General features: G+C 64.3%; 13 protein-coding genes and 1 pseudogene. 10 read left to right on the top strand and 4 right to left on the bottom strand.

The features are described from left to right. Positions 1-34 precede the first annotated feature (34 nt). The 4 genes from ASE48_RS13050 to ASE48_RS13035 all read left to right on the top strand — a co-directional run bounded on the left by ASE48_RS13050 (position 35) and on the right by ASE48_RS13035 (position 2,985). Entirely contained in the window at positions 35-346 is a 312-nt protein-coding gene (locus tag ASE48_RS13050; RefSeq protein ID WP_057167513.1) for a DUF2563 family protein, read from the top strand. A gap of 7 nt (positions 347-353) precedes the next feature. Continuing rightward, positions 354-1,877, top strand: coding sequence for a putative alpha/beta hydrolase (locus tag ASE48_RS13045; protein ID WP_057167512.1), 1,524 nt, complete (start codon positions 354-356; stop codon positions 1,875-1,877). Positions 1,878-1,879: 2 nt separating this feature from the next. After that, on the top strand, positions 1,880-2,515 hold the full coding sequence (locus ASE48_RS13040) for a hypothetical protein (protein WP_156409175.1): 636 nt from the start codon (positions 1,880-1,882) through the stop codon (positions 2,513-2,515). 152 nt (positions 2,516-2,667) lie between these two features. Continuing rightward, positions 2,668-2,985 (top strand): hypothetical protein, encoded by a 318-nt coding sequence (locus ASE48_RS13035; protein ID WP_057167510.1) that lies wholly within the window; start codon positions 2,668-2,670, stop codon positions 2,983-2,985. A 141-nt stretch (positions 2,986-3,126) separates the two neighbouring features. On the opposite strand, the gene ASE48_RS13030 is transcribed toward ASE48_RS13035, so the two are convergent. Both ASE48_RS13030 and ASE48_RS13025 read right to left on the bottom strand, forming a co-directional pair. Continuing rightward, complete coding sequence (locus ASE48_RS13030; protein WP_057167509.1) at positions 3,127-4,434, bottom strand: HNH endonuclease signature motif containing protein; 1,308 nt, start codon at positions 4,432-4,434, stop codon at positions 3,127-3,129. Between the two features lie 255 nt (positions 4,435-4,689). Beyond that, complete coding sequence (locus ASE48_RS13025; protein ID WP_057167508.1) at positions 4,690-5,316, bottom strand: TetR/AcrR family transcriptional regulator; 627 nt, start codon at positions 5,314-5,316, stop codon at positions 4,690-4,692. Between the two features lie 57 nt (positions 5,317-5,373). Here ASE48_RS13025 and ASE48_RS13020 point away from each other — a divergent pair, with 57 nt between their 5' ends. From ASE48_RS13020 to ASE48_RS13010, 3 genes are all read left to right on the top strand, one after another. Continuing rightward, positions 5,374-6,570: an oxygenase MpaB family protein gene (locus tag ASE48_RS13020; protein ID WP_057167507.1), complete on the top strand. Its 1,197-nt coding sequence runs from the start codon at positions 5,374-5,376 to the stop codon at positions 6,568-6,570. 201 nt (positions 6,571-6,771) lie between these two features. Continuing rightward, positions 6,772-7,857 carry a fatty acid desaturase family protein gene (locus ASE48_RS13015; RefSeq protein ID WP_057167506.1) on the top strand — a complete coding sequence of 362 codons (1,086 nt, stop codon included), beginning with the start codon at positions 6,772-6,774 and terminating at the stop codon, positions 7,855-7,857. Between the two features lie 84 nt (positions 7,858-7,941). Continuing rightward, complete coding sequence (locus tag ASE48_RS13010) at positions 7,942-8,430, top strand: hypothetical protein (protein WP_057167505.1); 489 nt, start codon at positions 7,942-7,944, stop codon at positions 8,428-8,430. 140 nt (positions 8,431-8,570) lie between these two features. Here the strand turns inward: ASE48_RS13010 and ASE48_RS32670 are convergent, their stop codons facing one another. Further along, entirely contained in the window at positions 8,571-8,738 is a 168-nt protein-coding gene (locus tag ASE48_RS32670; RefSeq protein WP_156409174.1) for a hypothetical protein, read from the bottom strand. A gap of 106 nt (positions 8,739-8,844) precedes the next feature. On the opposite strand from ASE48_RS32670, the gene ASE48_RS13005 reads away from it, so the two are divergent. The 3 genes and pseudogenes from ASE48_RS13005 (at position 8,845) to ASE48_RS12995 (ending at position 11,938) form a co-directional block, all read left to right on the top strand. Further along, entirely contained in the window at positions 8,845-9,498 is a 654-nt protein-coding gene (locus tag ASE48_RS13005; RefSeq protein WP_057167747.1) for a DsbA family protein, read from the top strand. A gap of 293 nt (positions 9,499-9,791) precedes the next feature. After that, positions 9,792-10,774 (top strand): annotated as a pseudogene (locus ASE48_RS13000) (metallophosphoesterase). 129 nt (positions 10,775-10,903) lie between these two features. Then, complete coding sequence (locus ASE48_RS12995; protein ID WP_057167504.1) at positions 10,904-11,938, top strand: hypothetical protein; 1,035 nt, start codon at positions 10,904-10,906, stop codon at positions 11,936-11,938. A 189-nt stretch (positions 11,939-12,127) separates the two neighbouring features. Here ASE48_RS12995 and ASE48_RS32160 read toward each other — a convergent pair whose 3' ends face one another. Then, positions 12,128-12,844, bottom strand: coding sequence for an SIR2 family NAD-dependent protein deacylase (locus ASE48_RS32160; protein WP_162264220.1), 717 nt, complete (start codon positions 12,842-12,844; stop codon positions 12,128-12,130). Positions 12,845-12,923: the final 79 nt, after the last annotated feature.

The raw sequence follows: 12,923 nt of genomic DNA, 5'->3' as shown, positions 1-12,923 counted from the left end.
GGTAGAATCCAAATTGACTGCCGGGGGGAGCCACATGATCGTCGATACTGATTTGCTGCGGATGGGCGCGGACTATTCGAACAGCGCGGCCTCTATTGTGCAGCGAGGAGCCTCGCAGTTTGCCGCTACACAGCTCAGATCGGGAATCTTCGGAGAGTTTGACACCGCCGATAGCTTTCAAGCCGCACTAAGCACTGCGGTTCAGTCGCACATCGAACTGATGGAATGTCACTACAGCGAACTCGGCAGTCTCGCCGAGAAGGCCACCGTCGCGGCCGCTACTTTCGTCGCCCAAGACGAAGTAGCTTCCAGCGATGTGACGGCCGTAGGCAACTCGCTTCCTTGACCGTCGCGTGACGCTGCAACTACAACACCTCAAGGTCGGGGACCTCATCGGCTCGGCGGGCGGTGACCCGTGGGAGTTGGACCGGACTATTCAAGCTGGGGCTCCCGGGGAGATCAGCGAGCTCGCGTCTGCGTTCCGGCAAGCCAGCAGCTGTAGTCAGGAAACTTCAGAAGAATTTCTCGCAGCAAAGGCCCGCTTTGAGTCGGCGTGGGATCGGCAAGACGGGGGTGACCATCCCATCAATGACTCGGCTGAGGTTCAGCGTGCCACTGAGTCGATGAATTACAACCGAGACAAGCTGGCGAAAGTGGCTGTCGATCTCCAGAACATTGCCGCTTCCCTGGCCGAAGCCCAACGGAGCGGTGCTGTCTCCATCAGCAACCTTGAAGCCGCTTTGAAGGCCATTGATGGGCAGATCGATCACGCACTCAGAGTCGCGGCCGCTAACGGCGACACTGCGGATGTTTCGGAGCTGAGAGAAGCGGCGGTGGATCGCACCGCCGTAGCAGTTAAGGAGCTTCAAGCGGTTCGCGATGGCTATGGCGAACAACTTGACCAATCGCGTACTGAGATGGCGGCCGAAGGGTATGCGCCCGGTGCGACGGATGGCTCTGATGGGCGAAACCCTGGCTTCGAGACGGCGACGCAAGCCACAGCCGACAAGTACGACGCCGGCCAACGGTCGGTCGATCAAGCACTGGTCAACGGACCTGGACCTTGGACTCCTGAGAAACAGGCGGCTGCGGACCGGCTTCGAGACTTCGCAACGATCAACAACGCGACGGCGAGCGTAGACGAGATCCGATATGCCGACCAGCGACTCGATGACTTCCATTCAGCCAACGCCAGCGGACCATTGCCAGTGGATCCGGTCATGGGCGGCGACGCTCGGTCTCGCGCGCAGACGCGGTTGGAGTGGCAACAGAAACTGGAACAGGGCTATGCAGGCACTGCGACGATGGCCCCTGACGAGGCGACCGAATGGCTCAATCGAAGCGAATCTGCCGGCCGTGCCCTAGTGCTTGAGCGTTTTCAGGATGAGTTGCAGCGTGCCGGCATGACTCCGGAGGGCGCTGCTGCAACCGCCGAAGCAATGTCCCAGGGCGCTGTTCCCCAAGAACTCGTGGCGCTCGCGCAAGGCGGAAGCAAGGCTGCCGCAGGTGAGTCCGAAGCAATCAAGCAATATGGCGAGGTGGTGCCGACCGGTGACCACTGGAAGCCTGGCGTCGCGTACACGCCTGAGGACCTTGAGTCACTAAAGAATGTGTCCAGCAAGCTAGGGCACGTCGGAACTGTGCTTGAAGCAACCGTCGCGTTATATGAAGTGAGCAACGGCGTTCCAATCGGTGAGGTGGGTTCAAAAATCGGCGGCGGGATGGCGGGAACGTGGCTAGGGGCTGAAGTCGGAGCTTGGGCCGGTACGCCGGGTGGCCCGGTGGGTGTCTTCGTGGGTGCACTCGTAGGCGGAGTTGCGGGCTCTTTCGCAGGAGAATGGGCCGGGCAGCAGGGCTACAAGATGGCGACGAGCTGACGATGATCAATCCGTTCTTTGCGGCGATGATGCTTGTAGGTCTTGGCCTCCCCATGTTGCCGACCAAGAGCGCGTCGGCGGAGCGGCGGTTGTATTGGGCAGGTGCCGCCGTGGCTGTATTTGCGGCGTTCTTCACGATTTACCCACCAGACTGGCGCGGCGGACTTGTGTTCGCGTCGTCAATTGCAGGGGTGATGGTGCTGCGGGCGTATATGACGACGTCGTACCTGCGAATCCGTGGGCGAACGTTCGCCTTCAATCTCAGTGACTCCGAACAAGATTCGTCTGATCACGCGGTAGACGCATACGCCGGCTTCGCCACTGCGCCGAAGATGTGGTGGTTGTTCACGGTTGTTACGGGAGGGTGTGCGCTGATAGTTGCGATGTATCTCGCGTCGTCTGAAGGTAGGTGGTACGCGGCAGGATCTGCGCTGGTAGTTGTTCTACTGCCGCTGATGATCGGTCATCAGGACGCATCTTGGGGATATGGAGTGGCGCGGGGCCAGATTGTGCAGCTTGTGGTTGTAGGCGTGGTGACGGTGGGTGTGTTTATCCTCGCGTACTTCATCGGGTACAAGCTAGGTACACATTGGCCTCTTCGGTCGAAGCTATCCCCGGAGTACCGGCGTCGCGCATGAGGCCCGCTGCCCCGTGGGCCTGGCCACGCCTCCGACGATTCTCACCGCGGATGCGCAGTTGTGCTGAGTAGGTCGCGCCCCGAGCACAGAGTGAACGGCTTGTCGGTGGTGGGTGCGACTATGTGCGGCTACTTCGAGCCAGGGAGAATGAGATGAAAAGTGTTGTCATAGCGGCGGGAGTGGTCGGTGTTGCGATCGCGATGAGCCCGCCCGCGTCGGCGGAGCCGTCGTGGACCATGCCGAATCTGATCGGGATGGACCTGCAGGGTGCGCAAGATGCGATCCAGTCGGTGAGCGGCGGCCAGGTGTGGTTGAGCACCTCCACGGACCTCACCGGTCAGGACCGTGCGCAACTCAGTGACCGAAACTGGCAGGTATGCAGCTCCACGCCGGCGCCGGGTGGCACATTCACCGTGAGCACCACGATCGACTTCGGTGTGGTCCGGATCGATTCCGAGGAATGCCCCTAGCCGACGGGCAGGACGGGCGGCTAATGGCTGTCGCACGGGTCACGGCAGGATTCATCGTGGCGGGTCCGGCGGCGTCTTCTTCGCCGGTTCCCGCCGCGTGTACGTTCTCTGTGGAGTTATCAAGGTGCGTAAAGAAGTAAGTCAGGCAGCGGTGGGCAGGTCGGTCATAGTGCGGCGGGCGTGTGAGCGCAGGTGCGCCGGTTCGGGTCCGGTCGGGTCATGCGGTGGTATGAACCAGGGATGGCGGTCGGCACCGAGGTAGACCTGCCAGCCGCCGTGGTGGATGGCGGTGTGGTGCAGTCGGCAGAGCAAAACCCCGTTGTCGAGGCTGGTAGTGCCGCCATGCTCCCAAGGGGTGATGTGGTGGGCGTCGCACCAGGACACCGGCCGCCCACAACCGGGGTGGGCGCAGCCACCGTCACGGACCGCCAGCCCTTTACGGATATGGGGCGGGAAGAGCCGCTCGCTGCGACCCACATCCAGTGGTACACCCGAGTGATCGACGATCACCGAAGTCAAAGTGCTGTCACAGGCGATCAGCTCAGCGGTCGCGGCGCTGACCGGGCCGCCGAACCCGAGGGTGTCCACTCCGTGTTCGGCGGGCCGGATCATGGTGACGTGCGGGAGCACACCCCCCGACATCGGGCGCTGCGAGTTCGATAGGTAGGTCCGCATGATTTGTCCGAAGGCATCGGCGCGACGTCGACCAACCGGCCTCGGGTCGAGTGAGCCGTCCGGCAGCGGTACGGGCCGGCACAACGGATCGAGCGCTGCGACGAGCTCCTCGCCGGTGAGCGCATCGAGATCCAGGGCCACGTTCACCCGTCCTTCGTCATTGACCACGAGGGTCATGTCGTTGAGGTCGGTGTTCTCCGCGACCGGTACGACATCCTCGGCCAAGGGTGCCGCGGCAGTCTTGTCGATGGCGATTGTGCGAGCCTTCTTGGCGACATCCGACGGCGTGGTCTCGATCATCAACTTCGTCACGATCTTCGCGCGGTCGTTGTCGGACAAGGTGACCCGTTCGGTGATGTGAGTGACTCCCTTGCCGATGGCGTCGGCGAATTCGATCCCGACCGAACCGAGGCGCTGCTGCTGGGTCAGCGCCGGCAGGGTGTGCGCCGCACGTCCGACCCGGACTGCACGCCACGTGGCGCCCGGTGACATCCCCAGTTGGCTGAGTAGGTCGGCGCCGGAGCGCAGGTGCTTGCGGCTCGGGATACCTGCCCGTTCCGCGGCCGCGACGGCCTGGGCGATCACATGGTCAAACACGTTGCGCGCCGTGACTGCAGCAGCCAGTACCGCGAGCAACGCTGGTTCATCCACGATGGGGCGCGGAGACTCCAACAGGTGACACAGCATCCGGTCGGCGTCGTCCTCTGGGACGGATGTCGGGGTGAGATCGTCGATAAGCGCATCGATAAAGGTGCTGAAATGGGTGGCGTCCATAGGGATACCGGCTTTCACAGAAGGTACGCACAGCGCACGATCAGTCAATACAGTCCGACTGGCCCCCGAAGGGGCAGTCGAACCTGGCGGCGACCGTAGTCGCGGTCTGAAGCTCACCGGGTGAAGATGGGAGCTACGTCGCATTCGAACCTGTGTTCGATACTACGCCGGAAGTGCAACCTGTGCAAGGGTTTCTGCATCAGTAGTTCGGTGACGGTTCGGGTGGTGGCTTGTATTCGACGGAACGGATCAGGGTCAACTCGGATCCGGCGTCAGCGCCGCCGCCAGCATCCTGGCGGTCAGCGCGACCATGCCGTCGCGGTCCGAGCCGGGTGGGCGCTGCAGCGCGATGCGCAGGCAGGCACTCGACGTCACACCCATCGTGACGAACACCAAATCCTGCAGCTGGTCGGCGTCGAGGTCGGGTCGGGCGCGGCCGGGGATGGCGCTACCCAGCGGCAGCAGGCTTCGTTCGATCTCGTCCATCGCGGTGTGGTTGAGGTAGGCGGGGATGTCGAAAGATGAGGAGTTCAGCGCCGCGTGCAGGATCGGGGCGTGCTTCTCGTAGGCGGTGGTGAGGGTGTCGACCACGATGTGGGCGGCGTCGGGGACATCCCGGTCCATGGCCGCGCTGACCCCGCGGACCAGTTCGAAGGAGATGTCGCGGGTGGCCTCGTCGACGAGCTCGGCGAGGATGCCGGCGCGGTCCGGAAAATACCGGTACACAGTGCCGATGCTGACATGCGCGGTGTCGGCGATGGCCTGCGTGGTGAGCGCCTGGATGCCGCGTTTGGTGATCAGCTGCAGCGCGGCATCGAGCAATCGGCGTCGCATCTCGCGGGCCCGCTGCTGTTGAGGGCGGGACCGGGCTTTGGTGGCCATTGGCGTCTCGTTCAAAGGTGAGTGGTAAGTGAGGAATTCTCATGTTTGCATGGAGGCATGAGTATTGCCAGTGAAACCGCCGTTCCGCAGGCCGATATCGCCGTGCAGCGCTACGGGAAGGTCGGCCAGGACTGGGTGGACGGCGTCTACGTCGCCGACCCGTTGGCCGACGCGGTCGTGGCGGCGTTCGGCGTGCTGCCCAAGGGCGCGGGCATGGCTATGTTCCGAACCGCGCTGGCGGAAGGCATCGACGCGGTGCCGGACGCGCCAGCGGCATTGCGGGAACTGTTCGCCGAGGTCGACGCGGAGCCGGCGTGGCTGGACCATGCGGCGTTGGATCGCGCCGCCGGGCACCTGGTGCGGCACATGGCGTCCTACGGGATCGTGCTCGGTGCAGCGTCATTGACCAAGGGCGCGATGAACCAGGTCGCGGGCATGCCGCTGGTGATCACCAACCGCTACACCAGCCAGGCTGCGGTGCGTTCGCTGGAGGTCGGGTCGTGGATGGAGACGATCCTGACGCCGGGCGGGTTGCGCCGTTCCGGCGCCGGCTTCGCCACGACGCTGCGGGTACGACTGATCCACGCGTTCGTGCGGAAATCGCTGTGGGGCAGCGGTTCCTGGGACGCGCAGGCCTGGGGTGCGCCGATCCCGCAGAGCTTCATGGCGTTCACCATCGTCGAGTTCGGGAACATCGCGCTGACCGCGATGCGCCAGCTCGGCGTGCGGTACACCGCCGCCGAGTCGGAGGACATCTTCCACTTCTGGCGCTACGTCGGATTCCTGAATGGGGTTGGCCCTGAGCTCAATCCGACGTGTGAGGCCGATCATGTGCGGATCGAGGAGCTGTACGCGCTCACCGGGAGCAACCCGGATGACGGTGACCGGGACTTCGTGCGTGCGCTGACCCATGACTATCTGGCCGTCGAGATCGCGGATCTGTTGCCGGTGGGTGGGCACGACGTGGGTGTCGCCGTGGTCAACGGGCTGACGCGCGCGTTTCTCGGTGATGAGGCGGCGTCGAAGTTGGGGGTGCCGGACACGGTGCTGAAGCATCTGCCCGCCGTGATCGGCCCGGTGGTCGGGAGAGTGAACCGGGTGCTCGGCGCGGTGCCCGGGGTGTCGCAGTGGCGGACCCGGCGGGCGCTGGCCGGCTACCCACTGGTGATGGCGCAGCAGCGTAAGCGGTACGGGATGGCGCATGACCTGGTGGATGCGGCCCCGGATCATGGCGGGCACCCGGCGGGATCCTGAGCGCGTTCTCAGCGTGTCCGGGGCGGGTGTTCGTGCTGGTTGTTGGGTCCTTGCGCCGCGATGGCGCAGCCGTGCGCACCGCCATTTCGCCAGGACGGCGGGCCACGATTACTCGCCGTTAAGCCAGAGGCTCTAGGCTCGGTCTGACGCTCGCGGTGGAATGCGCCGCTCTTCATCCCGCACCCACCCGAGGACACCTTGATGGCGATCGCCGATGTTCCCAGCTACCTGCATCTCAGTAGCGCGGACGTCGAAGAGATCGCCTACGAACTCGACGCGATCCGCCAGGACGTCGAGGACTCGCTCGGCGCGAAGGACGCGGCCTACATCCGGCGGGTCATTCATGTCCAGCGGGCGCTCGATGTGGCGTCGCGGCTGGTGATCGCCGGCAGCAAGTCGAAGAAGGGCTGGCTGGTCGGGACCCTTGCGCTGGCCTATGCGAAGTCCCTCGAGAACATGGAACTCGGCCACAACATCTCCCACGGCCAGTGGGACTGGATGAACGACCCCGAGATCCACTCCAATACCTGGGAGTGGGACATGGTCGGGCATTCCGCGCAGTGGCGGTATTCGCACAACTACCGGCATCACGTTTACAGCAATGTGCTGGGCATGGATGAGGACATCGGCTACCGGCTGCTGCGGGTGACGGAGGACCAGCCGTGGCGCTGGTGGTACGTGGCAACCCCGCTGCGAAACCTGGTGTTGGCGGCGATGTTCGAATGGGGCATCGCCCTGCACGGGCTGCACTCGGAGAAGTTGCGGGGTGAGCCGGCGGTGTTGGCGGAGGAGAGGCGGAAGTTCTTCGGCAAGGCCGCCCGTCAGTTGGCCAAGGACTATGTGTTCGTGCCCGCGCTGAGTATGCGTCGGTGGCGACGGACCCTTACGGCCAACTTGGCTGCGAATACGCTCCGGAACCTGTGGGTGTACGTGAACATCATCTGCGGGCACATCCCCGACGGTGCCGAGACGTTCGACCCGGCGGTGGTCAAGGACGAGACCAAGGGTGAGTGGTATCTGCGGCAGATGCTGGGGACGGCCAACTTCGAGGTGAGTCCGTTGGTGGCGCTCTCGGGCGGGCACCTGTGCTACCAGATCGAGCACCATCTGTTCCCGGATCTTCCGAGCAATCGGCTCCGCGAAGTCAGTGTCCGCGTGCAGCAGCTGTGCGAGAAGTACGACCTGCCGTACAACTCGGCTTCGCTTCCGCGGCAGCTGTTCCGGACGCAACGGATCGTCCACGGGTTGGGGATTCCTGACGGGCTTCTACCCGAGCGCCGAGGCTAGTCTTCGTCACCGATTCAGCGGAATACAGTGATGTGCGAGCCCCAGTCGAGGTCGTGCATGTGAGGTATCCGGGGGAGTGAATCCATGATGGAGTGGTACAGCGCGCACCGCCGCGTTTCATGGATTGCTCTGGCGATACTCATCGTCGCGGTGGCCGTGACTCTGTGGCTGTTGACGCTGCCGTCGAACAATGACGGTTTGTCTTTGGGTGACTACGGCCCCGACGAACAACAAAGGTGGGCGGATCGCCTCGTCGCTGGTCTCAACACGCAAGATGCAGAACAGGTTCCGGTTCTTCGCTTGAGAGGCGGGCTGTCGCCCGAGCAGCGTGACTCCATCGACGCGGCCATGCCGGCGACGGGTTGCAGGTACGAACTGGCAGCGGTGCACGATCGTGGGGAGCAACGGGGACAACAGGTTCCGGGGCTGTCTTCGGCCACCTCGACCTACCGCTTCGACGCCACGGTTGAGGAGTGGTGCCCCGGCCAGTCGCCGCACACCCGCGAACTCGGGGTCGTGGCGATCGCCGAGATGGGCTACTGGGAGCCGTTCTACTTCGCACCCAGCGTGTAGGCCGGACCGATCAGCCGCCCGAACGCTGCCCGTGACGCGCCCAGCCCGGGCGGCAAGGCCTCCGACTCTCCTACAGCGAGACATCCGCGTCGGATTCGAATCGTGGAGCCATCAGCCGGTACTCGTGCGAGTGCCACCCCTCAACCGCCAGTCACTGCCGGCGAGATCTCTACTGCCGGATAGAGCATTTCGTCTTCGAGTGGCGATTCTTCCGGCACGCCGATGTGCTGCAGATGGGCCCGGATGTCGTCGGACGACGGACCGTGCTCGGCGAGCAGTTGGGCGACGGGATGCGTCGGCTCGGCCATGTGGAGACGATAGTTCCGGCGCCCGACCCTCCCGGTGCGGCAATCTGAGCATGTTGCGCACAACTACGCCACGGCGCGCAATGATGGATGCATGAACAGGGTGGTGGTGCATCGCGGCGTGCGGATCCTCGCCGCGGTGCTTGGTGTCATCGTGGCGCTGCTTATGGGTGGTCCAGTCACTGGGTCGGCGCACGCGGCCGTGGCGTCTCCGGCCGGGGATGCGATCTCCATCGGCGACCCGACTGCGCCCGCCCAGATCGATCTCTACCTGGATCCGCTATGTCCGTTCAGCGGGGAGTTCATCCGTAGTCAGGGTGACGAGATCGGCAAGCGTGTCGGGGCGGGCAGCCTGCAGGTCAATTTGCGATTCGTGAACTTCCTCGAAAAGTACTCGGCGACGGGCACTTACGACGTCCGGGCGATCTATGCCTCATTCGTTGTGGCCGGTCAGTCGCAGTCCAGCGACGTCACCTGGCGCTTCGTGCAGCAGATCTTCTCCGCCGAACACCAGCCCACAGAAGGTGGCGCCACCGACCTCAGTGACGATCAACTGGCCGCGCTGGCCGGCAGCGTCGGCGCAACACAGGCCGCCCAGGACCTCATCCGATTCGGCTTACCTATCGGTCATGACCCGCAGGCCATCGCAGAGAACAACCTGGCGCTGTTGCATCAGTTCGCCGAGCCGGGAGTTCCGCTGGTGGTGATCAACGGCCGGCCGGTCGACACCGATGCCGACTGGTTGGCACAGCTGCCGGGCTGAGCTTGTAGGCGGTGCTCGGACGGGGTTGCCCGGCCCACGTGTGACGCTAGTGACTGCAGGGGTTTGAGCGGCGGTTCATGCGTCGAGCTGACCGAAAGTTGGGGACGGCGTGTGTACCCAACGTCCGACCCGCTCCTGACATCACACCCACGCTGGATGGGACGGCCTGTCGGTACTACGCGATATTCTGAGGTCAGATTTCGGACATGCCCGCCGGCCGCACCGGCGCGAGGCGATTGTCGAGACACACCACGCAAGCGCTGCCTCCTCGGAGGCGGCCGGAAGGAGCACCCATGACGACGCTCAACGAGCCCGGCTACGACGTAATCGGCGATATCCACGGATGCGCCGACGCCCTTGAGGCCCTGCTGACCCAGATGGGGTACGCCGTCCGCGACGGCGCCTACCGGCACCCTGACCCACGGCGGTTTTCGTCGGCGACCTCGTCGACCGCGGACCCGCTCAGCTGCGGGTGTTGCAGACGGTCAAGGCGATGGTCGACACCGGAAGCGCGCGAATGGTGTTGGGCAACCACGAGTTCAACGCGCTGGCCTATGCCACCGAGTGGCCAGTTGGGTCGGGTAAGTATCTACGGCCGCATGACGATCCCGATAATCCGGTGGCGGCGAAGAATGAGAAGCAGCATGCGGACTTCCTGAAACAGGTGACGGGGCAGGTGCGCGCCGACTACCTGGCGTGGTTCCGCACGCAACCGCTGTAGCTGGACCTGGGTGGGATCCGGGTGGTGCATGCCTGCTGGCATGAGGCGTCGATGGCGGTGCTCGGCGATGATCGGATCAGCACCGATGAGCAGCTGGTAAGGGCGTCGACGAAGGGCGACCCGGTGTACGAGGCGGTGGAGACGCTGCTCAAGGGGCCCGAGATCAGCCTCGTCAAGCACGAGCAGCCGCCCTACCTCGACAAGGACGGGCACTCCCGCGGTGCCGCCCGGCTGCGGTGGTGGAACGGGACGGCGACGACGTTGGCCGACCTCGCCGAGATCGGCAGCACCTTCACGACCCAGAACGGCGATCCCTACCCGCCGCTACCGGATATCGAAGTGTCGCAGGACTACGTCTACGACGAACAGATCCCGGTGTTCTACGGGCACTACTGGCGACAGGGCGAACCGCAGCACCTGCACGACTGGACCGACTACGCCGCGTGCGTGGACTTCAGTGCGGTCAAGGGTGGGGCGCTGACGGCGTACCGGTGGTCAGGGGAGACGCGGATTGCTGTGGATAACTACGTGCAAGTGGCCGTGACGACGCCGTAGCTGTCGGGAGCCGGGCGTAGCTTCCGCCTCATGAACGACGGACGGAAGCGGCGCCAGGCCAAGCAGGCCCGCCGAGATGCGCGACGGAGGGCTGTGCGCCCAGTCATGGAATCGAGCAGGAGCGAGTATGTGGGCAGAGCACTGTCGGCGGAGCATCCGCTGGACATGCTTCTCCTCGTGGGGCGGATGATCGAAGTGTTGCTGCCGCATAAGTTTTCGTACAGGGCGAAGCTCAACCAGCAGCGCCCCGATCCCAATTCACTCATCGATGACGCCGCGGCTGTGTCAGGACCGGAGTACACCGCCGTGCTCAGGTTGGTGGCCGAGATGGCGGTCGGCGATGAGAACGTGCAGCAGCGGTGCCGAGAGGTGGTCGCGACGCGTCCTGATCCGGTGCCGCGCTGGATCGACGATTTGCCGGACCTGACGGTCGGCCGAGCGGTCCGGGTGACGGATACGTTCGGTGATCTGGATGACGTCCTCTTCGATGTGCGGTTGGCCGACGGCCGGGAGATCACCTGCGGTGTGCTGATCGATCACCTGGAGTACTCGACGGTCAAGGATGTCGGGATCTGGGACAAGCCGCTGAACGCCGTGCTCGCCTTATTGGAGTCTTGGGAATGGGTGGGCCACCCGATGGAGATGACCACCGCCGATGCCCGCGCCCGGATCGAGCAGGCGTTCGGCAAGTGCATTGCCCGCAAGGTCAGGGACAGGCGTCCGGGGTACTCGGCCGTGGTCAAGTGGCTGGCTGCTCGCCTTCCCGAAGGTGGGCGGCAATACCAGGGCAGTAACGCCGATCAGGGCGCGGCGGAAGTGATGGAGTCGTTCTTTGCCTCCCCCGATGGGGAGCGCTTCGACCTTGACGAGTTCGGTGAGGTGCTGGGGGAACTGATCGCAATGGGTACCGGGGACCCGCTGCGCTGGAGCGCATTCCGGATCATCTACGCGGTCGGAGACTTGCCTGACGGCAGGTACGAACCGATGGAGACGTTGCTGCGTCTGCCTGCCCTGCTGCGTGCCTTTGTTCCATTTGCGCACGAACGCAGCGGAATAGGAGCTGAACTGACGGCACAAACGCTGACGATGATCGACGAGGTGCAGAGGAGTGTGGAGGAGCGGGTTCGTAACGGGCTACAGGAGTACTGGGACACCGCCGGGTAGGCGAACGGTCATAGATGTGGTTCGGCGCCGAGATCCTTCAGTAGCGATTCCACCCGCTTCCATGCGCTGCTCTTTCGGGCGGGATCGCGAGGATCGAGACTGACCAGGGGAGCCAACAGTTCGCGCAGTCGGGTGGCCACCGGGTCGTCGACGAAGATGTCGTCGTAGTGCGGATCAAGCAGGTGCGCGTCAGAGCGTTGGTCCGCGCGCGGCGGCCCAGGAGACGCGGTCGAGGAAGATCTCCAGGCGTCGAGCCGCGGCCAGAGTGTCGGTTGATTCCAGCATCGGAATGGTCGTCAGCCCGACCTGGGGTTTCACCGAGTCCGGATGCAACGCCAACACGGTCGCGAAGTGGTCCTCCGAGGGTTCATCAGCGAGAGCGCGTATTCGACGAACGCGGTCGGCGGCCTCGGTGAAGTCGTCATCCTCCAAGCTGTAGCCGACGAACAACAGATGGCTTGTCAGCAGCAGAGTTTCGATCACCGCGAGCATCGCGCGATGCTCGGACTCAAGACGTGCGTAGTCGCTGGTGGTCAGGACGATGCTGTCGGGACGTCGGGCGTCACCGTGGATTTTCAGCAGCCAGGTCTTGGGTTGGACAGCGAGCTCGCGTGCCAGGGTTTGGTAGCCATCGGTGCCCCGCGTGCCGGACAGTGCCGACTCGTAGGCCAGGTCGTAGTTGGTGGTGACGTTCTGTCGGACACCGAGGCCGGCCAGAAGGAGGTGCGCCGGGGACACGTCGGAGATCGCGGTTAGTTCGGCGACTTTCGGCGTGCAGTCGATCGGCGCCGATCTTGTCGGCGATGTTCTGGGCGATCTCGGGGGCGCCAGCGGGGAGTAGCCCGGCATGGGGCTGCCATTGAGCTTGGTCAGCAGTCCCTTCCAGTCCGGGAGCCCGAGCGGCACACTGACTCCCGAGCCGAGGAAACAGCGACAGCTCCCGATTGGCGGCACGCGTGCCAAGCTCATCGGCGACGCAGGGGTT

This window comes from Mycobacterium sp. Root265 (genome assembly GCF_001428895.1).
GTDB lineage: Bacteria > Actinomycetota > Actinomycetes > Mycobacteriales > Mycobacteriaceae > Mycobacterium.
Note: the sequence above shows the minus strand (reverse complement) of the source record. Positions and strands in the feature narration are given on the sequence as shown.